Source organism: Nitrobacter sp. Nb-311A (genome assembly GCF_000152905.1).
Lineage (GTDB): Bacteria > Pseudomonadota > Alphaproteobacteria > Rhizobiales > Xanthobacteraceae > Nitrobacter.
In genome coordinates this window covers 206,398-232,386 of sequence record NZ_CH672416.1, presented here as the reverse complement: position 1 = coordinate 232,386, position 25,989 = coordinate 206,398, and the positions used below count along the sequence as shown (strand labels likewise).

General features: G+C 60.0%; 19 protein-coding genes and 1 rRNA gene (1 of these 20 only partly in view). 9 read left to right on the top strand and 11 right to left on the bottom strand.

Annotation, left to right across the window (positions count from 1 at the left end):
* Window positions 1–76: 76 nt before the first annotated feature.
* From NB311A_RS10155 to NB311A_RS10145, 3 genes are all read right to left on the bottom strand, one after another.
* Window positions 77–2,431: a glycosyltransferase gene (locus NB311A_RS10155; RefSeq protein ID WP_040674870.1), complete on the bottom strand. Its 2,355-nt coding sequence runs from the start codon at window positions 2,429–2,431 to the stop codon at window positions 77–79.
* Between the two features lie 2 nt (window positions 2,432–2,433).
* The gene (locus NB311A_RS10150) at window positions 2,434–4,887 is read right to left on the bottom strand and encodes a glycosyltransferase family 2 protein (RefSeq protein ID WP_009798443.1); all 2,454 of its coding nucleotides are present in this window, start codon (window positions 4,885–4,887) and stop codon (window positions 2,434–2,436) included.
* Between the two features lie 89 nt (window positions 4,888–4,976).
* Window positions 4,977–5,846 carry a hypothetical protein gene (locus NB311A_RS10145; protein WP_009798442.1) on the bottom strand — a complete coding sequence of 290 codons (870 nt, stop codon included), beginning with the start codon at window positions 5,844–5,846 and terminating at the stop codon, window positions 4,977–4,979.
* Between the two features lie 768 nt (window positions 5,847–6,614).
* Between NB311A_RS10145 and NB311A_RS10135 the strand changes: the two genes are divergently transcribed.
* Window positions 6,615–8,006 carry a glycosyltransferase family 4 protein gene (locus tag NB311A_RS10135; protein WP_009798440.1) on the top strand — a complete coding sequence of 464 codons (1,392 nt, stop codon included), beginning with the start codon at window positions 6,615–6,617 and terminating at the stop codon, window positions 8,004–8,006.
* Window positions 8,007–8,192: 186 nt separating this feature from the next.
* Here NB311A_RS10135 and NB311A_RS10130 read toward each other — a convergent pair whose 3' ends face one another.
* The 3 genes from NB311A_RS10130 to NB311A_RS10120 form a co-directional block, all read right to left on the bottom strand.
* Window positions 8,193–8,942: an HAD-IA family hydrolase gene (locus NB311A_RS10130; RefSeq protein ID WP_009798439.1), complete on the bottom strand. Its 750-nt coding sequence runs from the start codon at window positions 8,940–8,942 to the stop codon at window positions 8,193–8,195.
* A 107-nt stretch (window positions 8,943–9,049) separates the two neighbouring features.
* Entirely contained in the window at window positions 9,050–10,876 is a 1,827-nt protein-coding gene (typA, locus tag NB311A_RS10125; RefSeq protein ID WP_009798438.1) for a translational GTPase TypA, read from the bottom strand.
* Between the two features lie 322 nt (window positions 10,877–11,198).
* On the bottom strand, window positions 11,199–11,957 hold the full coding sequence (locus NB311A_RS10120; RefSeq protein ID WP_040674867.1) for a Crp/Fnr family transcriptional regulator: 759 nt from the start codon (window positions 11,955–11,957) through the stop codon (window positions 11,199–11,201).
* A 143-nt stretch (window positions 11,958–12,100) separates the two neighbouring features.
* Here NB311A_RS10120 and NB311A_RS10115 point away from each other — a divergent pair, with 143 nt between their 5' ends.
* On the top strand, window positions 12,101–12,517 hold the full coding sequence (locus tag NB311A_RS10115; protein WP_009798436.1) for a response regulator: 417 nt from the start codon (window positions 12,101–12,103) through the stop codon (window positions 12,515–12,517).
* Window positions 12,518–12,627: 110 nt separating this feature from the next.
* A complete protein-coding gene (locus tag NB311A_RS10110; protein ID WP_009798435.1) occupies window positions 12,628–13,836 on the top strand; it encodes an NnrS family protein in 1,209 nt (402 codons plus the stop codon).
* A gap of 80 nt (window positions 13,837–13,916) precedes the next feature.
* Here NB311A_RS10110 and NB311A_RS10105 read toward each other — a convergent pair whose 3' ends face one another.
* On the bottom strand, window positions 13,917–14,171 hold the full coding sequence (locus NB311A_RS10105) for a PepSY domain-containing protein (protein ID WP_009798434.1): 255 nt from the start codon (window positions 14,169–14,171) through the stop codon (window positions 13,917–13,919).
* Window positions 14,172–14,369: 198 nt separating this feature from the next.
* Window positions 14,370–15,398: a sensor histidine kinase gene (locus NB311A_RS10100; RefSeq protein ID WP_009798433.1), complete on the bottom strand. Its 1,029-nt coding sequence runs from the start codon at window positions 15,396–15,398 to the stop codon at window positions 14,370–14,372.
* A gap of 411 nt (window positions 15,399–15,809) precedes the next feature.
* Here NB311A_RS10100 and NB311A_RS10095 point away from each other — a divergent pair, with 411 nt between their 5' ends.
* From NB311A_RS10095 to NB311A_RS10080, 4 genes are all read left to right on the top strand, one after another.
* Window positions 15,810–16,478 (top strand): Crp/Fnr family transcriptional regulator, encoded by a 669-nt coding sequence (locus tag NB311A_RS10095; RefSeq protein ID WP_009798432.1) that lies wholly within the window; start codon window positions 15,810–15,812, stop codon window positions 16,476–16,478.
* Window positions 16,475–17,356, top strand: coding sequence for a DUF6537 domain-containing protein (locus tag NB311A_RS10090; protein ID WP_009798431.1), 882 nt, complete (start codon window positions 16,475–16,477; stop codon window positions 17,354–17,356). Before NB311A_RS10095 ends, NB311A_RS10090 begins: the two co-directional genes overlap by 4 nt.
* Before the next feature lie 378 nt (window positions 17,357–17,734).
* Entirely contained in the window at window positions 17,735–18,085 is a 351-nt protein-coding gene (locus NB311A_RS10085; RefSeq protein ID WP_050752101.1) for a DUF3307 domain-containing protein, read from the top strand.
* A gap of 156 nt (window positions 18,086–18,241) precedes the next feature.
* The gene (locus tag NB311A_RS10080) at window positions 18,242–18,640 is read left to right on the top strand and encodes a hypothetical protein (protein ID WP_009798429.1); all 399 of its coding nucleotides are present in this window, start codon (window positions 18,242–18,244) and stop codon (window positions 18,638–18,640) included.
* 19 nt (window positions 18,641–18,659) lie between these two features.
* Here NB311A_RS10080 and NB311A_RS10075 read toward each other — a convergent pair whose 3' ends face one another.
* Window positions 18,660–19,370 carry a hypothetical protein gene (locus NB311A_RS10075; RefSeq protein WP_009798428.1) on the bottom strand — a complete coding sequence of 237 codons (711 nt, stop codon included), beginning with the start codon at window positions 19,368–19,370 and terminating at the stop codon, window positions 18,660–18,662.
* Between the two features lie 111 nt (window positions 19,371–19,481).
* On the opposite strand from NB311A_RS10075, the gene NB311A_RS10070 reads away from it, so the two are divergent.
* The gene (locus tag NB311A_RS10070; protein ID WP_009798427.1) at window positions 19,482–20,039 is read left to right on the top strand and encodes a MarR family winged helix-turn-helix transcriptional regulator; all 558 of its coding nucleotides are present in this window, start codon (window positions 19,482–19,484) and stop codon (window positions 20,037–20,039) included.
* Window positions 20,040–20,074: 35 nt separating this feature from the next.
* Here NB311A_RS10070 and NB311A_RS10065 read toward each other — a convergent pair whose 3' ends face one another.
* Both NB311A_RS10065 and NB311A_RS10060 read right to left on the bottom strand, forming a co-directional pair.
* A complete protein-coding gene (locus tag NB311A_RS10065; RefSeq protein ID WP_009798426.1) occupies window positions 20,075–21,361 on the bottom strand; it encodes a glycerate kinase in 1,287 nt (428 codons plus the stop codon).
* Window positions 21,362–21,751: 390 nt separating this feature from the next.
* Window positions 21,752–23,800: a M23 family metallopeptidase gene (locus tag NB311A_RS10060; RefSeq protein WP_009798424.1), complete on the bottom strand. Its 2,049-nt coding sequence runs from the start codon at window positions 23,798–23,800 to the stop codon at window positions 21,752–21,754.
* An 824-nt stretch (window positions 23,801–24,624) separates the two neighbouring features.
* On the opposite strand from NB311A_RS10060, the gene NB311A_RS10055 reads away from it, so the two are divergent.
* Window positions 24,625–25,989: ribosomal RNA gene (locus tag NB311A_RS10055) — 16S ribosomal RNA — on the top strand (it continues 124 nt past the right edge of the window).

Below are 25,989 nucleotides of genomic sequence, written 5' to 3'. Positions count from 1 at the left end.
TTCGGATAAGGTCACGCTCAAGAAAATGAGGCCTGCAGTGCTGTCGATCGATTTCGTATATCAGATCGGTGGCGCGTCAGAAGCCAAGCGGCAGATCGCGCGCGACCGGAGGACGATTGTATCGGGGAGTTCGTTGCCCCGGCGGCCATGCCAGGCCGCTATAGGGTACGCCATCGCGTGATAATTGCGGATTGTAAGCCGGGTCGTGGTTCAGTAGTTCACCCCAGCGTGCACGAAGCAGATTAAGTTCGTGTTCGAACCGGCCTCGCCGGTCGGCGCGATGATCGCTCCCGCGACTGGCGGACTCGGCGTGGATCAGTTTCGCGTGCGGTGTCAAGACAACGTGCTTGCCGGCCTCGCGCAGCCGAAGGCAATAGTCGACATCGTTAAGCGCCACCGCGAAACGGGCCTCGTCCATTCCTCCGACGGCGAGATAGTCGCTTCGGCGGGTTGCAAGGCAAGCCGCGGTCACCGCGCTGCATTCGTGCGCCACAAGGAGCTGATCGAGAAAGCCAGGATCATCGCTAAATCGGTCCGTGAAGGCGTGCGCGACCGAAAAGTTCATGCCCAACACCACGCCGCCGTGCTGAATGACGCCTCCGGGCCAGGTTAATAGCGCGCCGACGGCGCCGACGTCCGGTTCGTCCAGACGTGTGAGCATTTCCTCGAGCCAGTCGTCGGAACACGCTTCGATGTCGTTGTTGAGCAGGCACAGGATGTCGCTGTCGAGCGTTGCTGCGGCCTGGTTGTTGAGCCGTGCGAAATTGAATGGCCCCTCGATCCGCAACGTTCGAATGCCGCGCCGCGGCAGACCGGACAGAAAGTCGATCGTCTGCGGGTTCGCGCTGTCGTTGTCGACGACAAGAATGTCGGCGCGGCAGCGCTGCACGGCCGGCGCGATGGTTTCAAGGCATTGTTGCAGGAGGGAGAGGCGGTCGCGCGTCGGGATGATCACCGTCACGCGTTGTTTGGAAATCGTTCGCTTGATTCGAACCGCAGGAAAGAAGTTACCAGTCTGCTGGGTCACGCTTGCATGGACTCCGCGGGTCCGCAGGTGCGACTGGGTTGCCGCGGACAGCAGCGCTCCGGCTGTTGTTCGATCGAGCCTTGGCATGGTCGCCAATGCTCCCGGCAAGTGAAGGATCTGTGCTTGACGAGGATCGATTCGATCAACAAGGCTGTTGAAAAGGCGATAGAGATTGTTCGGCCGCGCCGCTTCGATGGCCGCAAGTAATGCCTCACGGCGAACCGCGAACAGATGGGCGCAATACCCTTGTTCCAGAAATCTCTCGTAATCGAACGCGGGAAAGGCAAGGGGCCAGAGCCGGCCGTCGTCAGCGAGAAAGTCGAGGTCACCGTACAGAGCTAATGCATCAGGATGGGAGCCGAACGCAGCCGCAATGCGTGCAAGAGCGGTTCGTTCCAGCGACACGCCCGCCATGGTTACGACGACGTGGCCTGCGTCGGGCGCGGCGTCGCTGAGAAACTCCGGTATAGCGTCGCTGTCGATCGACAGCGGCTGACCGTCGATTGCGCCGGCGGTCCAGTTCTCGTGGCTTTGCGCTTCGAGGCTGGCGAGCGTCTGTTCAGTGCCCGAGCTGCCAGCGATCACGACGGCCAGCCGAAGCGGACTTGGTTCAGGCTCCGGTAACGGAAAGCGCTCGCGCCAGTCGGCGTAGTCGTACAGCGGCAGCGAGGCTGGAATAAGCCGGTCGTAAAGTTGACCGCGCAGCCGCTCGGCGGCATGGCCGCCGATGACGTCAATCATTCCGGCGAGGCCGTCAGGAAATGCCACGAAAGTGGCTGCTGCCGGAATTTGTTCGCCATCCTCTTTCCGTAGCAGGATTCGATGGACTCTTCCGTCGGCGAGACGTTGCGGGACGTGGAAATCGAATGCGCGGACGTTGCGGGAGACCCCTCCCTCGGCATCGCCGCCGATGTGCGTCCAGGCCGTGGCGCGGACCTGCGCGACGGATTCTCCGTCGACGATCGCTTCCAGAGTGACGACGATCTCGCTGTCGATCCAGCCCTGAAAATGCAGGCCACCCAGCCAGCGCAGCTTGCAGGTCGGGCGAAGATCGGCTCGAAACGCCGTGTCATTCTCAAGGTCGATGGGGTGGCCGACGGGAGTCCCGAGATTGGCGAGCCGCGCCGAAAGGTGGCGCCCGGCACGGAGCAGATCGATGTCAATGCGCACAGCGAAGGCGCAGGCGTTGTTTTGATCAATCTCAGAGCACTCAGGCGCGAATGCATCGGCGTAGGCGGTCTTCAGCACCAGGCCGTCAAGCAGGATGTCGATGGTGAAGCGGTGTGCCGGCGCCGCCGGATCGAATACGAAGCCGGATACGGTGCCGTCATCGCCGAGTGCGAGTCGGCTGATCAGCTTTGGTTTGGCGATCTGTGCCTTGCGAGCCCGGACGACACGCGTCATGTTCAGGACAGTCCGGCCCATGTGATAACGGCATCGATAAGTCCCGCCTCGTCCGCGTCTGCCGGGATGGCAAGATCGCCTTTTCGCGGTTTGGCCGATCCGTCTGAGCGGTCGCGGTATGCGACAGGTATCGAGGCTCGTCTAGCGGTTTCGATCAGAGGATGACCGAATGCCGGTTCGTCGAAATCCGTCAGCAGCCACCCAGGGTTATGCGGCGCCAGCACATCGCCGATCTCGCCGGCTGCGATCTTGCCGGTCACGAAAACATTCGCGCAGGACATCAGACGATCATCGTCGCAGGTCATGCCGGCAACAACGATCGATCTGGATGGCGCGCACCGCCGTAAATCATTTGCCAGGGCTTGTATCAAGCGGAAGGATGCGGCCGATGGCTCGGACGGTACAATGGCGAGCGATCGCCTCGCGCCATGAATCGGATCCAAGGTCATCGGGCAGGTCGGCCAATCCTGAAGGACGATTTTGCGTTCGGGCCAGCGAGCCCTCGCAAAAGCTTGGGCGATCCTGCCGGGAACGAAAAGCCGGGTGTCGTCGGGAAGCGATGTGATCGCTTCGCTCAAGATGCCTGACGTAAGCCACGGATGGATCGGAAGACCAAGTTTTCGGATCAGATCGATCAACCGGGGTAACGGGTTCGGCTCGAAAATCTCGACACGCTCGGGGTTCAGCCGTGTGATGATATCTGCCGCCTCGGTGGAGCCTGTCTCAGTGTCTAGATTCAACTGAACCGCTTGTGGACTGCTCCCATCTGCGGCCCTGACATGAACGACGTCTCGCGCGCGAGACAGGAGAATCGCACGCTCGCCGCGCCCGCGGAGATGGCGTGCCCGCTCCTCAGCAACGTCAAATTTATCTCCGTTGCCGAGAATCAGCACCGAGGGCTGGCTGGGCCATGTCAGCGCCAAGTCGAGCTTCGCTCGCGCCGGTCGCAACGGATCTGCGATCTCGAACGCGCGACATTCCCGCCGGTAGTCCGGAAATCGCTGGTCCAGCACCTCAAGGTTGCGAAGCACCAAACGCCGCTTTTCGTGCTGGAAGGATTTCGAGCCGTGATGTCCGATATAGACCGACGGCGCGCAGACGTTACGAAAACCTTTGCCGCGCGCACGCAAGCAGAGATCGACGTCCTCGAGATAGCCTCGTTCGAAATTCTCCGATAGCGCGCCAATGGCGTTGAGACAGTCGCGCGTGACATAGAGACAGAAGCCTATGCCGCTCGGCACGTCGGTGACAACGCCGGCATTGGCGACGCTCGCGGTCCGGTCGATCTCGAGAATTCCTTCGTAGCTTTGCATCGGGTTGAGATTGTTCGGTAAAGGAAACGAAAAAATGTCGCCGTTGTTTGACAACGGGGTGACTGTTCCAATATCCGGGGCGGAATGCGCCACGTCAGCCAGTCTCTCGACAAAGTCCGGCGGCACAACGGTATCCGAATTGAGCAGCACGACATCGCCCGCCAGAACATGCTCCAGCGCGCGATTGATCGCGCCGACGAAGCCGAGATTGGTTTCGTTCACGAGGAGATCTATCGTTCCACGGGCGGCAAGCTCGCTGAGACGGCGTTGCAGCTCCGGTTCGGGGCTGGCATCTTCGATGGCCAGAATGCGAAAGGAACGTTTCCCGGTTGTATTTGGTGAGCGGGACTTGATGAGACTGTCAAAGCAGTCCAGCGTCGCTGCCACGTCCCGATACACGGGAACGATGACGGTGGGTGGTGTGACCTCGGATCGTCGCGCGGTTGGCCGGCACGCTTGGTTTGGCGGGTCGGGTGGTGAAGGCAGGTTGGGAGCCAGCCGCCGGACCCGAAAGATTTCGCCGTCGCATGTTAGCGTCAGCGTCTGAGGCGCCCGCGACGGTGGACGCCGAACCAGGAACGCCGCTGCCTGAACGCCCGTGCTGGCCAAAGGGTGAAACGGATTTGGCTCGAGCTGGCTGGTCAGCGTGCCGGTTTCAGTTCCCAGGCTCACCCCGACGGTGTTCGCTGTGGTCCATGCGATCCATCCCGTCACGTGCTTGTCGAATACCGAATAAGCAGCCCAATGCCGATACCCCGCCTGTCGGAGTTCCTCGATGGCGAGACGCAAGACTGCCGGATTGCTGTCGCGGCCGATCAGATTGGCGGCCGCGGTACGCCGTCGATCGTCGATTGCCCAGGCAAACATTCTGCGGTTGGCGGCAAGATCGGATGGGTCGACAAGGAGCGCTTCGGCGAGATCAGCCATGGCCGCTTCCTTGCGTTCGAGCTTCCAGTTTGCCTCCGCGCGGAGAACGAAGCAATGTGCAGCCGATGATGGATCGACCCGGCAACGTCTGTCCGCGTATTTGAATGCAGCAGGATAGTCCTTCGCCGTCAGCGCTTGCGCGGCCATGCGCTCGAGCATGACATACGAGAAAAACCCGACACGGTCCTGATTGCCGGTGACGCGGCCGATAACCATCTGGCGGTGTCCTGACCAGTTGGCGCTTGTCTGTGCTTCAAATCTGCTGCTGGTCTTCAGGGGGCGATCCGAAAAGCGACGGCCGGCTTCTATCGGGCGCCGCCCGCCTGACGCTGCTGGCTGCGGAAGACCCGCACCCTTGCCGAACCGGCAGACTTGCGTGGCATTGCAGATGTTGCGACCACCTCCGAGGGCGCGTTACGCTCGATCCCGATGCGAAGGCCGACCAGAGGTTCGCGGTTGGTCGGGCCCGCTAAAACTACACGCTTGCCAACTGCGCGGAGAGTCGGTGCATTCAAAAACCCAGCCTCGGCGACAAACTTCAGTTCCTCGGTGCCGCTCATCTCGAGAACTATGCCGGTAAGGGGCAGTGCCCGGCCGCGCGTGCCTGCATAGGCGCCGAGCGGCACCATCCTGCCGCTGCCGGTCTGACCGTTGGCGAGCTGGACCGCGTAACGGATTTCGACGCTCGAAGGTTTATCTGGCCATTCCAGCGCCACGCCTTCCACGCGGGACGGCGCGGCCGGACCCGCGATCCACGCGTTGGGACCGACGATAATGTCGCCGCGGCCTGCGACGTGGCCGAGCACCTTCAGACCTTCCGTTGCAACATGCAAACCTATGCCATTGCCTGAATCTGGCGCGTCAGGAATTCGGCCGGGCTGGATCTGTTCGACGCGCACGATCGCAGACCGCGATCCTCCAGGTCTCATCGCCCGGACCTGAACCTGCAAAGTCGCGGGCGTATTAACCCGCACGACCAGTCCAGAATCTGGCTTGCACAAAGTCGGTTCGGTCGCGTCCGGATGCAGGATGATCTCCATGCGGCGCTCATGCCCCTGGGCCGGCGCGACGATCACGCGAGGCGGCGAGACGGAATCCTCGGCGCTTTTGTAATTGATGAAGAAAAGTCCGCGGTCGAGACTCAGCATTTTTTGTTGCTCTGTCTCGTTGATCATCCCCCGAAACAAATCCACCAGCCATCTCCCTCAGTCGTGCCAATTCGTCATACGCAGCCGGATGTAAGGAAAATCCGCCATCGTCAAACCAGCTGACCGTCGATCAAAACCGACGACACAACTCGAATTGACGTTCTCCATTGCCGCTCTCAAGTTGTGAACCCGTGATTGCCATCTTCAGAAAAAACGAAGCGGCCGGGCTAGATCAAATTCTCTCCGAGATACGATGTGGATCATGTTTACATGCGACAGTCGCGGCGAAGCAGAGGCTCCAGTAAAAGGATCAGGCCAACAAAGTCGTCGATTTCGTAGGCGAAAGAGATCGCCGGATATCCTCAGCCTCCACACTCAGCGATACGGCCATCTTGCGCAATCTGTCGTTCTCGTCTTTCAGCAGGATGATGGAATCTGCGATGCTGTCGGCGGAATCCGGAACATCCTCGACGCGGCTCAGATCCGGGTGCTGAATCCGCGGAAGATAATCGGAAGGATGTTGTGTAAATTTAAGCCTCATCGCGAATGCCCCGCGCTAGCCTTTATTATGAGTAACGGTGATTTCGGAATCCGTGTCCCTCGGGTTCGACTATTCGATGACTTTTAGGGCAGGAAGATGTCAGACGGAAGTGAAAGCTGAATGAATAAGCCTGGAGTCATTTGGAACATGTCAACGCGCAAAAATTTAGACGAGATTGTCTTGAAGGCCTCAGCGATGAAAGGTTTTACTAAATAGTGACGCGCGTGCCTTAGCGCGATCTTAGCAGAGGTCCTATGCCGATGAAGATTTTGTTCGTGCATAATAACTTCCCGGCGCAGTACCGCAATCTCGCAGCGGCGTTAGCAAAGGAGTCAGGATTCGAACTCGCCGCGATCGGTGCATCGAATGCGCAGCCGATGCCTTCGGTCAAGTTGATTAAATATGCTCTTCCCGACGCGGACGTTTCCGGGACGCATCCGTTTGCCAGACGTTTCGACCTTGAGTGCCGTCGCGCCGAGCAGGTGCTTTACAGCCTTTCAACGTTGGCGACATCAGGGTTTACGCCGGATGTCATCCTTGCCCATCCCGGATGGGGGGAAACATTGCCATTGCGCACCATGTTTCCAAAGGCGCGGCAGTTGGTCTATTGCGAGTTCTTTTACGGTGCCGAAGGTCGCGACATCGGCTTTGATCCGGAATTTCCAATCTCGGGCCTGGACGGCCATATGGGATTGCAACTCAAGAACGCGACGACCTTACTTGCACTAGCTGACTGCGATGTCGGAATTTCGCCGACAAATTGGCAGCAGTCGACTTTTCCAAGGCATTATCAAAGCAAGATCGAAGTCATTCATGAGGGGATCGATACGACGCGCGTGCGGCCTGATCCACGGGCGCGCCTGATGCTTCCAAACGGCCGTCACGTCAGCTGCTCCGATGAAATTGTGACGTTTGTCGTCCGTAATCTTGAGCCGCTCAGGGGCTACCATATCTTCATGCGCGCGCTTCCGGAAATATTGAAGCGGCGGCCGAACGCGCAGATTGTCATTATCGGCAGAGATGGGTTGTCGTATGGCCTTCCTCCGCCGGCGGGCAGTAACTGGAAGTCGATTTTTCTACAGGAGGTGCGCGATCGGATCGACATGTCGCGCGTTCATTTTATGGGCGGTGTTCCATACGGCACCTTTATCGCAGTACTTCAGGTTTCGTCGGCGCACGTCTATCTGACATACCCCTTCGTGCTGTCCTGGTCTGCGCTGGAAGCGATGAGCGCTGGCTGTCTGGTGATCGGGTCGGATACGCCCCCGGTGCGTGAAGTCATCAGTTCCGGGGACAACGGCCTGTTGGTTCCCTTTTTCGCGGCCGATGAAATGGCTGCGCGGGTTGTTGAAGCGCTTCAGGAACCGGATCGCTTTTACGCGATCAGAGAGGCCGCCCGGCAATTCGTCGTCGAGCATTTCGACGCGGAGCGGGTATGCCTGCCGCAAATGCGTCAACTTCTCGACCTGAAGGCAGCCCCGACATCCGTGGCTGTTCGACGGAACGTTTGGAGAGGCCGCCCGGCGTCGGAATGGCCTCAAGCTATCCGACGCTCCCGCAAACATATGACGCCGCCCGAAGCGGAAATTTCAGGAGAAGGTGCTTCAGGCCGGGAGGCTGAGACAGTGGATGAAAATCAATTCTAGAGCCCTTCCGCTTCTGACAGAATCAGAAGCGGGCTCTATGATTTTGTTTTGTCGCGTTTTCTTCACGCGAACCGGTGTCCATTTCGCTCGAAAAACGCTCTAAGGAAAAGTTGTTCTGAAAAGAGTCGTGATTTTGATCATGCGACTTCATTCGTTCAAGACAGCCGATGTGAGAACCCGTTCGGATCACATGTCCGGACTATTTTCAGGCGCGGCGGAAATGTGTGAGAAGTCATCTATTGTGAAAGCCGCGCCTGAAAAGTCATCGTCGCTGAAATAAGCGCTGCGCGAAATCAGGACAGGAATTCCCGCCGTCGACGCCGAAGCGAGACCGTTGCCGGAATCTTCGATGGCAAGGCATTTCGATGCCGGCAAATCCAGTTGGGAAAGAACCTTGAGATAGACGTCGGGCGCAGGCTTCTTGTTCCGCACCTCGTCCCCGGCGACAATAGCCGCAAACCACTGCTCCCAGTCCTTGCCCAACGCAACCGTGAGCAACGCATCGATGTTGCCGCGTGAGGTTGTGGTCGCAATCGCCAGAGGTTGCCCGCGCTGTCGCGCCGCGGTCAACAGGGCGTGAATGCCCGGACGAAGGGAACAGCCGCCATTGTTTATCAGGTCGGCGTATAGCTTGGTTTTGGCTTGGTGCAATTCGGCGATCTCGTGATCCGACAGCCGCGGTGAGGCGCCATTTCGCGAAACGTCGAATGCGCGGATGCGCTCCTTTCCGCCGGTCACTCGCAGCAATTCCTTGTAGAGGGCGCGGTCCCAGCGCCAATCAAGGCCGGCTTCGGCGAATGCGGCATTGAATGACTCGCGATGCGCTTCCTCCGTTTCAGCGAGCGTTCCGTCGACGTCGAAGATCAAGGCGCGCGCCTGAACGATCAAGGCTCTTACGCCATCCGGCGGTATATTATTGGCAGACGCTTCGCTCATTTCATTTCACCGGCAGGCAGATCGCAGAAAACCATGCGATCGATATGTCGTCCCCGCAGCTGTCGCCGCGAACTCGTTGCTGATAGCGAAACATCCACGCTTGATGTTTACGCCACCATCTCCCTGGTCTTCTCGGCGCGCTTGCGCTCGTTGGGATCGAGGTGCTTCTTGCGCAGGCGTATCGACTTCGGCGTAACTTCGACCAGTTCGTCGTCCTCGATATAGGCCAGCGCCTTTTCCAGAGTCATCTTGATCGGCGGCGTCAGCCGCACCGCCTCGTCCTTGGATGTGGTGCGGATATTGGTGAGCTGCTTGCCCTTCAATACGTTGATTTCGAGGTCGTTATCACGCGTGTGCTCGCCGACGATCATGCCGCGATAGACTCTCCAGCCTGGCTCGATCATCATCGGACCGCGATCTTCCAGCTTGAACATCGCGTAGGCCACGGCTTCGCCCTGTTCGTTGGAAATCAGCACGCCGTTGCGCCGGCCTCGAATGTCGCCCTTGTAGGGCGCGTAGCCGTGGAACAGGCGGTTCATGATCGCGGTCCCGCGGGTGTCGGTCAGAAGCTCGCCCTGATAGCCGATCAGGCCGCGTGTCGGCGCGTGGAAAACCAGTCGCAGCCGGTTGCCGCCCGATGGTTTCATTTCCATCATCTCGGCCTTGCGTTCGCTCATCTTCTGCACGACGACGCCGGAGTGCTCCTCGTCGACGTCGATCATAACCTCCTCGATCGGCTCCCGCCATTCGCCGCTCGCCTCATCCTTTTTCAGCACCACGCGTGGCCGCGATACCGACAGCTCGAATCCCTCGCGCCGCATGGTCTCGATCAGGATTGCGAGCTGCAATTCGCCGCGGCCCGATACCTCCATCGAATCCTTGTCGGCAGCCTCCGTTACACGTAGCGCGACATTGCCTTCAGCCTCGCGCAGCAAGCGGTCCCGGATCATGCGGCTCGTCACTTTGCTGCCCTCGGTGCCGGCCAGCGGCGAATTGTTGACCATGAAGGTCATGGAGACCGTCGGTGGATCGATCGGCTGCGCCGGAAGCGGCTGTTCGACAGCGGGATCGCAGAAGGTGTCGGCCACCGTCCCCTTGGTCAATCCTGCGATGGCGACGATGTCGCCAGCCATCGCCTCTTCGAGCGGCGTGCGCTCGAGACCACGGAAGGCGAGGATTTTCGAGATTCGGCCCTGCTCGATCAGCTTTCCGTCCCGCGCCAGCACCTTGATGCTCTGGTTCGGCTTGATCATGCCCGAGGAGATTCGGCCGGTGATGACGCGGCCCAGATATGGGTTAGCCTCGATGATCGTTCCGATCATGCGGAACGGTCCGTCTTCCACCTGCGGCGGCGGGACATGCCGGACGATCAGGTCGAACAGCGGCTGCATGCCGGCGTCCTGGGGACCTTCCGGGCTATCCGCCATCCAGCCTTGCTTTGCCGAACCGTAAAGGATCGGAAAGTCGAGTTGTTCGTCATTGGCGTCGAGCGCGGCGAACAGGTCGAACACCTCGTTGATGACCTCGGTCGGCCGGGCGTCCGGGCGATCCACCTTGTTGATAACGACGATCGGCTTCAACCCGACCTTCAGCGCCTTGGAGACCACGAATTTGGTCTGCGGAAGGGGGCCTTCGGCGGCGTCCACCAGCACCAGGGCGCCATCCACCATGTTGAGGATACGCTCGACTTCACCGCCGAAATCCGCGTGGCCGGGGGTATCAACGATGTTAATGCGGATGTCGTTCCATTGCACCGAGGCGGCCTTGGCGAGAATGGTGATGCCGCGTTCCCGTTCCAGGTCGTTGGAATCCATGGCGCGCTCGACCACACGCTGATTGTCGCGGTAGGTGCCGGACTGCTGTAGCAGGCGATCCACGAGAGTGGTCTTGCCATGGTCGACGTGGGCGATAATCGCGACGTTGCGGAGATTCATGAGTTGATTCTTCTTCATCGGAAAAACCGCGCATGGCCCGGGTTTTGGGCGGCGGTCTTGAATTAACGGGGATTTTTAAGGTCACGCGAAGGGCGCGGCGTGATCGATTTCACGCGGCAAAAGCGGTCAGAGATTTGTCGCTTCCGGCCAGGTCATTGCCACTTCTTGATGTGAGATGTCACTTCTTGTCTGAAATGCCGAATCAGGCGCGAACAGCCGCATTGCGGCTCCGGCGTTTTCGCTGCGACGCTATATAGCCGGAAATCGTCAAAAAACAATGCGCCGTTTGCCGTTTGGGGCTCATTTTGGGCAATGGCGGGGACTACTTTGCAAGTGGTGTGTCTTCTGTCGGATAAACGCCACGCAAAACCTCTTCGAAATGGCCCCTCACGGCCTCGTTGCAGAGGCAGGCGCGACTAGCGAGAGCATCCCGGTTGCATACCATAATGGCGCCTCGCCGGGTCGCCAGAACGCCTTCGACCTTGAAGGTCTGGATCACACGGCTGGCATAGCTGCGTCCGACACCAAGCATGGTCGATAACTGCTCGTGGGTCAGTGGTACAAGTTCGCTACCGGTACGCTCCATGGCCGAAAGGATCCACTTGGCCGTGCGTTGCTCGATCGAATGGATGGCGTTGCAGGCGGTGGATTGAAAGACCTGTGCCAGTATGCAGTCGGCATAACGTGCGAAAAGATCGTGCAGCGTGGGTGATTTTGTTTTCGCGGCTTCCAGTTTCGTGATCTTCAGCCGCACGAATGGCCCGCCGACCTTGACCATAATCCGTGTATAGGCTGGCAGATGGCCTTGGCTGACGATGCCGCCGACCGCCCCCTCCCGTCCAACCAGAATGGTTTCGACATCGCGGCCGTCCTCGTTGGGGACGAGATAAGACACCAGACTGGGTCCGCAAGGAAAGTGGACGGTTTCGACATCGTCTCCGGGATTGTAAAGCAAGTCGTCGCCTTCATTGCGAGCGACTTCAAGGCTGGGCTTGATCAGCGCAAAATCCGCGTCGCTAAGCCGACGCAGAAGGTTGTTGTACGGTCGGCTCTGACGGTTCGTGTCCTGCTGTACGGCCATGCTGCGTCCCCCTGTCAGAGTTCCATAGCGCATACGCCTGTTGTTTTTATGTGCAGAAGTGAACAGACAAAGCGCTATGGGCCGTGGTTGGTTCCATGCATGAAACCGGATCAGGTCTAGGGTTCCCGCCCTCGGACGGACCCATGGAAGTCATGCATCCCATTGTTCCCGATGGTCCGGCTTCGTCGCCAGCCGGCATTCCTCGCGACGTGCTGATCGTCGAGGACGATGTCATTATCGCGATCGACATCGAGCAGACCGTCGCGGAGTTCGGCGTGGCATCGGTGAGGACCTCATCAAATGTGGCGCAGGCGCTGGCCATGATCACCGAACGCGCTCCCGACTTCGCGCTTCTTGACGTCAGTCTTTCGGAAGAAAATAGTTTTGCAATTGCCAAGGTGCTGGCCGCGTTGAAAGTCCCATTTGTTTTCGTGACCGGCTATAGTGGCGACAAGGCTTTCCCGGCGGAATATTCGGATCGGTCCAGACTTTCGAAACCATTCTTGCGCGATGAACTGTTCGCGATCTTGTCGAACTGGCGAAACGGCGGCGTAGGATGAGTTGCCCCAGCGCAATCTCAAGCGCGGGTATCAAGGGTACACATCCCTGACCGCACAATAACAACCCCGCATTTGCTGGTATCGTCGCGCGGAACTTGAGGGGATGGCGCATGGCCATGTCGGACGTGGAGAACGCGAAAGCGGAGCCGCTGGCGATCTGGACGATCGGCTTCAGACCATTCTTCCTGATGGCCGGCGTCTGGTCGGCGGTGGCGCTCGCCGGATGGATCGGCATGCTCACAATGGGGCTCGTGCCGCCCAGCCGTTTCGATCCGCTCACATGGCATATCCATGAAATGCTGTTCGGGTTCGTCCTGGCTGCGATTGCCGGTTTTCTGCTGACCGCGATTCCGAACTGGACCGGCCGCGCGCCGATCAACGGTCTGCCGCTCGCCGCGCTGGTGATGTTGTGGCTCGCGGGTCGCGTTATTTGTGTCGTTTCAGCGTCGATCCCGCTCGGGCTGGCAGCGGCGATCGATCTTGCCTTTCCGTTCGTGCTTTGCGGGGTTGTCGCTCGCGAAATCATTGCCGGTCGCAACTGGCGCAACCTGGTCATGTCGGTCCCTCTTGCCGTGCTCGGCGTTGCAGACCTTCTGATGTATCTGGAGCTTGCAGGTGGTTCCGTACCCGCAGGTCTGGGATGGCGCCTGGGACTGACCGCCATCATCGTTCTGATCTCGGTCGTCGGCGGCCGGATCATTCCGAGCTTCACCCGCAACTGGCTCGTCAAGCGAAATGCGCTCCGCCTTCCGCCCGCGCACGGACACGTCGATAGCTTCGCACTTGTAACGCTCCATGCCGGGATGATCGGATGGGCGCTCTTTCCCGGAGTCTGGCCTCTCGGTTGGCTGTTGCTTCTCGCCGCGGCGTTCAATCTTTGGCGACTCGGGCGCTGGCGAGGTACGGCCGCCGGAACTGAGCCGCTGTTGATCGTTCTTCACGCCGGATATCTGTGGGTCATCGTCGGCGCGGCTTTGCTGGGCGCTTCGATGCTGACGGATCATGTGCCTCAGGCCGCGGCGATCCACGCGCTGACGGCCGGCGCCATCGGCACGATGACGCTGGGTGTGATGACCCGCGTCTCGCTCGGCCACACCGGACGCGCTCTTACAGCGGATCGGATCACCGTCCTGATCTATCTCTTCGTAAGCTTCGCAGCCGTCGCGCGGGTTGCCGCTTGGGGTGGCGGATCGGCAGCGATGTTGATCGAGATTTCGGCCACACTGTGGATCAGCGGCTTCGGCCTGTTCGCGCTCCGATATGGACCGATGTTGTTGGCGCCCCGCCCGCAGCCTGTAGATATTCAGGGTCGCGAATAGTCACGTTATCGCCGTGCCGCCAGTATCGCACGGGGCGCGGGAATTCGAACATTTTCATGGTGTTGCCGATCGAACGGTGTCTATCGGTCGACGTTTAGCACCGCGCCCGTCGTGGCATCGACGTCGACTTCCATATACTGGCCGGCCGCGTCACGTCCCTCGATCTGCCACTCGTAGCCGGCGAACTCCGCGTCAGAGACAGCGGCGATACCGACCTCGACCGCGACGCCAAGCGCCTCCTGCATCGAGAGAAGGCTGCCGGAGTCATAGGCCAGCGCCGGAGTGGCCGCGCCGAGGAAAGCGGCGGCAGCCAGAGACACAATGCATTTTCGCATGGGTAGCTCCTCGTCCAATGATCAAGCCGCTGCACGTCGCAGCGCAACATCAACTAGAACCGAGAGGGCTCCGTTGCGTTCCCGTCTCCCACACGGCAAGTTTGAGCGAATGGGCCGGCGCCTGTGGTGTTCCCCTATGGCGAGTCCGACCTGCTGTCGCGCTCAGATGCAGAGACAGCGATGCTGAAAATGCGATGATCAGCCTCTTTCACTCCCGGCTTGCAAAGAACTGTGGTCCGGATGAAGTCCCGCTTTTTTATTGGCTGGCGGGGGATCGATCCGGCATTGCATAATGCAGTGCAGCCCGGTGCCGAGGAACGCGATCTCCGCTTTTCCGTCGAACGCCCGCAGGCCGGCGTTCAGCAGCTGCGTTCCAAACCCCGGCTTGCCCTGTGCAGTGATTATCGGCCCGCCTGATTCATCCCAAACGATTGACAGCATGCCGTTGGTTACAGTCCAGGATACCTGGAGCAGACCATGGGAGGTGGAGAACGCACCGTACTTGGCGGCATTGGTGGCGAGTTCGTGAAACATCAGCGCCAAACTGACCGCGAGTTTCGCCGGCAGAAAGAGGGGGGCGCCGTTCAGCGTAAACCGGACATGCCCGTAGGGGCCGAGTTCCGAGCGCAACAGCTCGATGAGGTCGCAGCCGCGTTCGTTGGTGCGCGCGATCAGATCATCGGTCGTCGCCAGCGCGCCGAAGCAGCCGTCCATCTTGGTCCGAGCCGCCGGATAATCGTGAAGCGCCTGTCTGGTCACCGCGTGGATCGTGGCGAGTTTGTTCTTTAAGCGATGGCGCAGCTCTTCCACCATGAGTTCGCGGTAGCGCTGTTCCTTTTCCAGTTCGGTCGCGAGTTCGCGGTGATGCGCGACCAGCGACCGATGGCGTCGGACTCCCAGGATAATAAGCGCCGCGACGACGAAATAGACCGCCATCAATATTAACGCAGCCATGACCCGCGGCGCCTCGCCGAAATCCAGCAACAGGCCGAGAGCCGCGCCGCCAATTGCGGCGGCAATTCCGGCTCGCTCTCCGCCGAACGCGGCTGCGGCGAATACGGCGGGAAGATACGCACTGTAGGGCACGTCTGCGTGAAGATGCGAGATTCCGAACCGGAACACGGTGGCGAGCATCAGGCACACGGCCGCGAGGCCGAAACCCAGAACGGCCGGAGGTTCAGAGATTCCCTGCCATCCGCGCCGGAATTCCTCGATCCATTTGGCCATCCGGCCCCCACTGCAATGTCACGCCGGCACCGCTGAATTTCGCCGGGGCAGACGTCTGCAGGAAGCTTAGCTTAAAGGCGCGGCCCGGCTACATACATTTTTTTCTGCGAGGGATTGACCCAACCCCGTGGTTTCGATGCTTTCGACAAAAATGATGCGATCTGTTCCTGGCCTATTGAACGTCCGCAGCACGATGCGTCCGGCTCGCCATGCTGGTGCTTATCCCCCTCGTCAGTTGCGAGCACGCCTGTCGGCGATCAAGTTTCACACCGATGGACAAAGGACGGCTCGCCGTGGCGGCAGCGCGCGTCTTTTTGCCGGGATATTGGATTATATTTCGGTATAACCTTCGCCGTCTTCCCTATAGATCGCTATGCCTCTCATCACGTCAGGAATTTTGGCTGGATCGCCATGGACACATCACATTTAGCCGAACATTTTGGGACCGTCGGCGGCGTGGCCGCTTCGTTCTTCGTGGTCGCCACCTACACTATGCGGACTATGATTCCGCTTCGTATTTTCGGCATGCTTGCTAATCTCATGCTGATGATGACTGCGCTCCCACTCCACAATTATCTGCAATTCGGGCTCCACGCGGGATTGTTCTGTCTAAACGGATATCGCCTGCGCCAGATGCTGCGGCTCGTGCGCGAGGTGAAGAAATCCGTCAACAGCGATCTGTCGATGGACTGGCTGAAGCCCTTCATGACCAAGCGCAAGTGCGAGGCAGGAGAGATGCTATTCTACAAGAACGAGAAGGCGGAAACGATGTTCTACATCGTCAGCGGCCGCTATCGTCTGGTCGAATCCGGCATTGAGCTTCCGGTTGGCGCCATCGTCGGCGAACTCGGTATGCTGTCGCCTTACAACGAGCGAACTCAATCGCTGGAGTGCATCGAAAGCGGTATGGTGCTCAGCGTGAGCTACCGCCAGGTCGAGGAGCTTTACGTTCAGAATCCGGAATTCGGTTTCTATTTCCTGCGGCTGGCCAGCGCGCGGCTGTTTCAGAACATCGGCAAGCTCGAAGAGCGGCTTGCTGAACATGCGGCGCCCGCAGCCGTGACCCCCAAGCTCGCATGAATTTCGGCAGAAGCAAAGCCGCAGATGTTCTGCCCGCCATCCGTTCGATGTTTGCGAACGTTTCGGGCGAGAACAACAGTCTGATTCCGACGCTGCCGGAGGGCATGCCTGAAGATGCGAGGGTTGCGGCGGTCGATGGCGTGAAACACCTGATTGATTATCAGGGAGCGAGTTATGCGCAGCTCTATATCGCCCGGCTTCGGCGGTTCATCGGCCGGCGCAATTTAGATGCTGAAGTGTTTGCCGATATCGCGCGTCTGTTGGCCGTTCGTATGGCTTATGACGATCCTGTCCGCATGGCGCAGCTCAAACTTGCTGAATTCCGAATGGGTTCGTCTGTCCCGTCCGACATCCGCAAGCTACGTCTCGACGAACTGGTGTCGATGCTCCCAAAACGGGGAGCGGATCCTGTGCTTTCGCTGCTTGACCGGTTCGGGTGGCGGCGCTTGCCGGTGACCATCCGGTTCAGCGCCGCTAGCGGAATCCGGCTTCGATGCCTCAGGATCGAGGCTTCGCTCCGGCGATGGCGGCTGTCATCTCTCCGTTACGCCAATGAGCGCGTTTGGGTCGAGCGCTGGCTGCATATGATCGATCGCAGCCTGGAAAAGCAGCCTGCTGCGGTCGCCGCGGTGATTGCGACCGCCGAAATGGTGCGGGGATACGGTGATGGATACATCCAAAGCCTGCGTGACTGGAATCTGATCATCGACCATGTTGTCAAACCGACTTTCGACGGCGCGATCGTCTGTTCTGATCTGGGCGCTGCAATTACCGAGGCGCGCGCAGCCGTGCGCTATGATCCGCGGCAGGAATTGTTGAAGCGTGTCATCGTGGTGATAAGGGAGCGCGCCGGTACCGATACCCGGTGGGCCGGTTGAGTGTCATCCCTTTCGCCATGTCCGGGACAGCAAAGGGCTGGCTGGCCGAGCCAATGGCCAGGATTTCTCCGTTGCGTTCAGGACGAGGAGGTGTATCCCGGTTCCGGAGGTGGCATAAATGCGGGGAGTTGAGCCGATCCGATGGGAAGGAAAGCTCAGCATGCCTCGGTCATGAACATGTGAATTTCAAGGACCGGCATTATTGCATTTTCGAGCGAAGGATACCGGTTCGCGTGAAGAAAACGCGTCAAATCAAAAAGATGAAGTCTTTCACTGTTTCCGTGAAGCGGTGAAAAGACTGTGGTCAAGAGCAAGGGCGTCCGCGTGCTACTTCCTTCGTTATCGTCGTTGATCGCAGTGAGTCCGCTGGTTGGCTGGATGGTCGTGCTGACCATCAAGCATGTGTTGGCCGATTTCGTGTTGCAGACGTCCTGGATGGCGATCGGCAAGGATCAAAAGACTGGCTGGGGGCTACCGCTGCTCTCGCACTGTCTCGTGCATCTGGCGCTGGCGCTGGCGCTGATTCTTCTCATCGCGCCACGCTTCTGGTTCATCGCCTTCATCGATTTCGCGATTCATATCGTCGTGGACCGCGCCAAGGGTATCTGCGTGTCCACCTTCGACGTGACACATCAGCACCCCTGGTTCTGGACGCTGATAGGCGTCGATCAGGCACTGCATCATCTCACCGGATTCGCTCTGGCGATCGTCATGGCATTCAACGCGTGACCTGCAATACGCGACCTGGCGGCGGCGTCATTCGAATCGACGATGGCCGGTTGATTCGGAACCGGAATGCAAGCCCGTTTCGCCCGACTTTGCGGGCGTGGTTAACTTCTCGTTAGGGAATTGCGTTGCATCCTCAGGACCTGAGGAGAGTTGCGCATGTTGTCCAGCGCCCACGCTTTCGAAAATGACATATGCCCGATCAAGGATGATCTGTTGGGCGCCATGTATCGGGCCAGCGAGCATGGGTTGCCCCAGCTCATCGCCAGCGTCGCTCCGGATGTACGAGCGATGCTGGCACTGTTCTGCTACCGACGGAGCCACCTGCACGCACTGGCTTTGTCAGTCGCTTCAAGCTGCACCGAGCGTGATCTGGTCGCGCTCGGTGGCCGCGTCGGTTCCACCCTGTTCGCGCTGTCGCGCAACGCACGGCAACATCATGCTCCGTCGCAGCACAGCCAACGTAAGCCCATTACGCTCTCGACGAGACCGCTCAGCACGTTCGTGCCGCTCGACGATCAGGTCGACGACGACGAGGCCGCGCTGATTTCGGCGTAGCGCGCCGGGCTCTGGCGGCTTACTTCTTCTTCTCTTTGGTGATGATGCCCGGCAGCGTGAGATTGCCGGAAGCGACCTTGTAGGTGCCGGTGACGCACAGAAGCGGCGCCTTGCCGGTTTCATTGACCTGCAAATGCGCGGCCACGGCATCGAAGTTGACGTTCTCCGCGCCTGTCACCGGCACGGTAATGCGCACCGTCTTGCCCTTGAGGATGGGGCTCATGCCGGGACTGTCCAGCGCCAGCGGCAGGCCGGGCGCGGTGGCGGGCAACAGGTCCTGTCCTGGCGAGATGTCCAGCACCTTGAGGCCGCCGGCGCAGGCCTTGTCGCTGGCCAGCACCACCCAGTGCGAATGCCAGCCGGCGCCGTCGTTGGCCGGATCGCCGTCTCCGTTCTCGTCGAACAGCGGTGTGTCGTCGAAGTCCGGATGCGCGGTAATGGCGAGCGCAAGAATGCCCGAGCCTTTTGCAAATCCGACCGCCGCGGGATCGAGCTTGGTCGGCCAGACATAGGCGTCTACTTTGGCGCCGGCGAGCTTGCCGACCTTTTGCGGTTTCATGGAGCCGGCATCGCCGCTCACTTCCATGGCGAAGGTGGCAAGGCGGCCGTCCGTCGAGGCGGAGGCGCGGGTGACGTCGAACGCCGGCGGCACGGCGGCGTCGGGTTTGGCGCGAATATCGTGGGCGGGAGCGGAAGTTGCCAGCGCGCCTTGCAGCAGGATGATGGCCATTATTTCCGTCGAGAACCTGGGCATGGGAAGCTCCTGTTGTAATATCGAGTCGATACTATATGCTTGACCCACGATCGGAGCTTCGTCAACTAAAAATAGCGAGTCGCTACTATGTCTCTTGATGCGGCGTATCTGATCAGCCGCCTGGAACGGCTGGCGCGCAGCGGAGTCAATGTCCAAGGGCTTAATCCTGCGCAGTGGGAGGCGTTGCGCTATCTGTCGCGCGCCAACCGCTTTTCGCGCACGCCCGCAGCGTTGGCCGGTTACGCCGGCTCGACTCGCGGGACCATTTCACAAACCCTGATTGCATTGGAGCAGAAGGGGTTGGCGTCGCGGCAGTCCAGCCAGCGCGACGGCCGCTCGGTGGAACTGGCGCTCACCCGGCGCGGCGAGGCTGTATTAAGAGACGATCCGCTGCGGCGGCTGGCGGATGATATCGCGGTCGCCACAGGCGGCGATGCCGGCGAGTTGCTGGCAACCTTACAGGACATCCTGTCGGCAACGATTGCGCGCAACGGTGGCCGCGCCTTTGGAGTTTGCTGCACATGCAGGCATTTCCGCCGTAATGCCAAACCGGGCAGCGCCTCGCCGCATCATTGTAATTTGCTCGATGAAGCGCTCTCCGAGTCCGATGGCGGCGCGATCTGTCAGGAGCACGCGGCCGCGTGAAGAAACGCTATGGAAGCGCAGCGACAGCGCGCCAATCAGACGGCATCCACCAGAATGACCCGGATGTCATTGACGTTGGTAAGCGTCGGGCCGGTTAGCAGCAGATCGCCGGTAGCGGCGAAGAAAGTCGTGGCGTCGTTGTTGGCGAGACAGGCGAGGGGATCGAGCCTGAGCGCGCGCATAGTCCTGAATGTGCGGGCATCGATCACCGCGCCGGCGGGATCGGAGGGATCGCCCGCTCCGCCGTCGGCGCCATCGGTGTCGGCTGCCAGCACGGAGATGCCCTCCGCGTCCTTGAGTTGTGATGCAAGCGACAGCGCATATTCCTGATTGGGCCCGCCGCGCCCGTTGCCACGAACCGTTACGGTGAGTTCGCCGCCCGACAGGATGGCGAGCTTGCGGCCACCGGCGCGCGCTTTCAGCGCGAGTTTCGCGTGTTCCACTGAAACGTCGCGAGCTTCTCCTTCGAGATCAGCGCCGAGGTCGAGCACCTCAAAGCCGGCATCGCGCGCCAGTCTGACGGCGGCGTCGAGCGAGGTCCTTGGTCGTGCGACGATTTCGAAACGGTTGCGTGCGAAGGCGGCATCGCCGGGCTTGCAGCTCTCGTTGACGGGATCGTTGAGGGCCCGGCTAACGGCATCGTCGTGTGCAATCTTGTATTTCGCGATCAACGCGCGGGCGTCGGCCAGCGTGGTCGGGTCAGGCACCGTGGGGCCGGAGGCGATAACGGTCGGCTTATCGCGCGGCACGTCCGATATTGCCAGGGTTACGATCTCGGCGCGCCGGCCTGCGCGCGCAAGCCGTCCGCCCTTGATCCGAGACAGGTGCCTGCGCACGGTGTTGATGTCGTCGATCGGAGCGCCGGAGCGGAGCAGCGCACGGTTGACCTGCTGCTTCTGGGCGAAAGATATGCCGTCCGCAGGCGCGATCCAGTTCGCCGAGCCGCCGCCCGAAAGCAGCACCAGCAGCAGATCGTCTGCTGTCGCGGCGCTCGCAAGGGTCAGGCTGATGACGGCGGCGCGCAAGCTGGCTTCATCCGGCACGGGATGGCCGGCCTCGATCACCTTGATCCGGCGCGTCGGTACGCTGTGGCCGTAACGGGTGGCGGCGAGGCCGGCCAGCCGGGCAGGATCAAGATCGCCGGCGTCGAGATAGTGTCGTTCCACCGCTGCGGCCATGGCGGCGGCGGCCTTGCCGGCGGCGAGGCAGATCACCCGGCCTTTCGGCGCCGGTGGGAGGCGCGCCTCGAGGATGTTGTCGGGATGCGCGGCGGCGACAGTCGCGTCAAAGATGGCGTGCAGCAGCTTGCGGTGGCCGGTCATGCTCGAATCCTACCGAAACGTGAAAAGTCGGACGGATCGCGCTTGGAGGCGGAAAGGGTCCGCTATGCTCAAGAAACTGACTTGGAATGTCGGCTCGGGCCGTCGCCGTTCGTCTGGAAGAGAGGACACGCACTCTGACCGGATGGACATCTTATGCAGCTATTGTCGATATGCCCGAATCTCGATTGTCTCTCCATGATCGCTTGTTGGATCAAGTTGCGGATTTCCGCTGCGTTGACGGATTTTTGCCCCGCCCTTTACTCTTTCGACGAACTGACCAAGCAGGTTCCGACGAGAGCGTTTCGAGCGAAGCGTGTTCTCGGGCTTGACCCCAGGATGGATGACCTGCTCGCGTGAAGAAAACGCGTCAAATCAAAAAGCGAAAGGCTTTCACCGTTGGTTGGAGATCTGCCGAGGCAGCGGTAGGGCGGGTGAGCCTGTGGCATCCGATACCCTGGCAACTGCGCCGCGGCTGCTCATCATCGCCTCAAGCCGGTCGCGTTCCTTCTCGAAGCCGGCCAGGATCGCGCCGTCCAGTGATCGCCCTCGCGGAAGCCTGACGCGCATCGGATCGACGAAGCGGCCGTTAACCAGAATCTCGTAGTGCACGTGCGCCCCGGTGGAGCGGCCGGTCGAACCGACAAAGCCGATCACCTGCCCTTGGCGGACCCGCTTGCCCGGCGCCAGGCCCTTGGCGAAGGCCGACATGTGTCCGTAGGCGGTTTCGTAGCCGTTGTTGTGCTTGATACGGACATACTTGCCGTAGCCGCCTTCCCATTCTGCTTTTTCGACCACGCCGTTGCCGGCTGCAAAAATCGGTGTGCCATAAGATGCCGCCCAATCGACGCCGGTGTGCATTTTCACGTAGCCCAGGATGGGGTGTCGCCGAACGCCGAAGCCTGATCGCATGATCGCGCTGGCAACCGGTTTGCGGACCAGGAACTTCTTCGCGCTTTTGCCGGTCTCGTCATAATAATCGACGGTGGCATCATCGGGGGTTTGGAAACGATAGTATTTTTTGGTCTCGCCCCCCACGGTGAGCGAGGCATAAAGCACTTCGTTCTTCTCGGTGGTCGGCGTTCCTTCATCGTCACCGGCGTAGAAGACATCGAATGAATCGCCGGGCTGAACCTTGCGCTGGAAATCGATGTCGTAGGAGTAGATGCGGACCATGTCCTCGATGACGGCAGAGGGGACTTTGTCCCGCAGCGCGGTCTCATAGATGCTTTGATACAGCCGGGCTCCGCCACGGTCGTCATTGTCGGCGCTGTCGGCGGCATCGGCGACCGAATTCATGCTGGCGACGTCGACAGCGACGTAATTACCGAGATCCGACAGCGCGGCGACAGCCTCGATGGTGGACTCATTCGCCACGACCACGCGGTAAGGCACAAGTCTCTGGTCGGCGGCTGCGGGCGCCATCAGGATACGCAGCTTCTGGCCTTCCCTGAGCCCGCCGTCGCGGCCGCGGAGCCCGAGCGTGCTTGCGATCGCACGCGCATCTTCCGGCGTCGCGCCATGGTTCCGCAGCACCGAGACGATCGTGTCGCCTTTCCTGACCAGATGCACCCGCTCGCCCATGGGATTGCCGCCGGTAAGTTGTTCGCTGGTTTTTGAAAGCAGCGTTACGTTCTCGGGGACGATGCGGGCCTCGAATCCGGCATAGGGGTCCACGCCGCCTTCGGCGGCGTAGGCCATTGTGATGCTCGACGTTGCGCCGGGGGCGTCTACCGCAGATTCGGCCATAGTGTATCGCACGCCGCCGTTGCCGCGCCAGTTTGAGGCATCGCGCACCCGCATCAGGACTTCATCGATCGGGATGGTTGCCGCGATCGTCACCTTCGGCAGGATCGATGCGAGATCGCGGGTCACGAAAGAGACTTCGGCGTCTGGTTCGGCCGCCGCCGCGGCGCTTGCGTCTTCCGGGGCAGGGCGGGCGTGGCTCCCAACGTCGGCCAGCAGGCGCTGCGCGTTGAAGGGTGGAATCTTTGCGCTGAGATCGCTGGTCGCCATCGATAGGTTGCCGGACACCCGAACGAACGGCCTGACCCGCATCACGTCGCGATTGCCGGCGCGGGTCACGGTTGAGACGCGGATGATCTGCTTCGCAGCGGCCGCCTCGCTCGGCGGCGGCAGACGATCGCTCTTGTGTAGGCTGGCCTGATGGTCACCGGTTCCGAACGAGCCGCGAAGTCCGCCCTCTACGCGTTCGGCTACCCTTGCAAAGGTGGTTTCACCATCGAGCGACGCAAAAACGGCGCCGCCGATGAGGGCCGCGCCGCATAGACCTGTCAGAATGGTGCCGCTGAACCACTGAACGGAGATGCGGCGGCGGTCGATGATGGCAGCTTCGGATCCATCCGCCGAAAGCGGAGGCTCATGACCCAGGTCAATGATCCCCGTCTCGCGTCCTCGATGTCCAGCGCGCGCCGTGTTCAATCCGCCGTCCCCCAATTTCTATAACGGGCGAAATTCCTGCGCATCGCGGTAGCCGACGTTCTCGGGTGAGAGACGGAAGATCGCGTGTTTCATGCTCAAAACTCCCGCCGCATGGCCTGAGTCGCGAGCATCATGGCGCCTGAACCTCGATGCAATGCGGTCTCTTGGACAATGCGATGCGACCGTGGACGATCGCCGTCTCAAGCTACCGATCCTGGACTTAACCGATTGGCCGAACGCCCCACGCCCCTGGCAATCGGTGATTCAAGACTTATTTCTCACTGAGAACGTCGCAGGAATGTGGCTCAAGTACGGCGTTTCGCGAGGCTTTTCGCGCTGCGAAGTTATTTTACCCACCGCAACAATTTGTTGACGATGGGCGTTGACAAGCGCCGACGGGTGGGACTATAAACCGCCCACTGAACGCGGCGCTGCTTTGGCCTTGCCAAGGCACTCAGCCGCGTCGGTAAAGCTCCTCACGAGGTTGAGCGAATCAACAGCCGATAACCATCGGTTGTTATTTGTCGTCCGTGGAGTGCTGTCGATCTTCCAGAAATGGAAGTGAGGGTCTTCGGATCCCGGGCTGTTTGACAAGTGAAGATGAAGAAAGAGAAACGTGGACGGCGGAGTCCTTGCGGATCTCGCCCGCCAAAGCTTCGGCTTTTGGTGGATCGAGGTCGGACGAAAGACTTCGGCGGTACACGTTTCAAAGGTTACACCATGATCTCGGTCTATTTGAGATCAGTCGACGCGATGTGAATCGCATCGGCGAAATGGTGGGACCTCGTCAAACGTTGTGATCAGCCGGCTCAAAGTTTCAAGTCCAACTTGAGAGTTTGATCCTGGCTCAGAGCGAACGCTGGCGGCAGGCTTAACACATGCAAGTCGAACGGGCGTAGCAATACGTCAGTGGCAGACGGGTGAGTAACGCGTGGGAACGTACCTTTTGGTTCGGAACAACCCAGGGAAACTTGGGCTAATACCGGATAAGCCCTTACGGGGAAAGATTTATCGCCGAAAGATCGGCCCGCGTCTGATTAGCTTGTTGGTGAGGTAACGGCTCACCAAGGCGACGATCAGTAGCTGGTCTGAGAGGATGATCAGCCACATTGGGACTGAGACACGGCCCAAACTCCTACGGGAGGCAGCAGTGGGGAATATTGGACAATGGGCGCAAGCCTGATCCAGCCATGCCGCGTGAGTGATGAAGGCCCTAGGGTTGTAAAGCTCTTTTGTGCGGGAAGATAATGACGGTACCGCAAGAATAAGCCCCGGCTAACTTCGTGCCAGCAGCCGCGGTAATACGAAGGGGGCTAGCGTTGCTCGGAATTACTGGGCGTAAAGGGTGCGTAGGCGGGTCTTTAAGTCAGGGGTGAAATCCTGGAGCTCAACTCCAGAACTGCCTTTGATACTGAGGATCTTGAGTTCGGGAGAGGTGAGTGGAACTGCGAGTGTAGAGGTGAAATTCGTAGATATTCGCAAGAACACCAGTGGCGAAGGCGGCTCACTGGCCCGATACTGACGCTGAGGCACGAAAGCGTGGGGAGCAAACAGGATTAGATACCCTGGTAGTCCACGCCGTAAACGATGAATGCCAGCCGTTAGTGGGTTTACTCACTAGTGGCGCAGCTAACGCTTTAAGCATTCCGCCTGGGGAGTACGGTCGCAAGATTAAAACTCAAAGGAATTGACGGGGGCCCGCACAAGCGGTGGAGCATGTGGTTTAATTCGACGCAACGCGCAGAACCTTACCAGCCCTTGACATGTCCATGACCGGTCGCAGAGATGTGACCTTCTCTTCGGAGCATGGAGCACAGGTGCTGCATGGCTGTCGTCAGCTCGTGTCGTGAGATGTTGGGTTAAGTCCCGCAACGAGCGCAACCCCCGTCCTTAGTTGCTACCATTTAGTTGAGCACTCTAAGGAGACTGCCGGTGATAAGCCGCGAGGAAGGTGGGGATGACGTCAAGTCCTCATGGCCCTTACGGGCTGGGCTACACACGTGCTACAATGGCGGTGACAATGGGAAGCAAAGGGGTGACCCCTAGCAAATCTCAAAAAACCGTCTCAGTTCGGATTGGGCTCTGCAACCCGAGCCCATGAAGTTGGAATCGCTAGTAATCGTGGATCAGCATGCCACGGTGAATACGTTCCCGGGCCTTGTACACACCGCCCGTCACACCATGGGAGT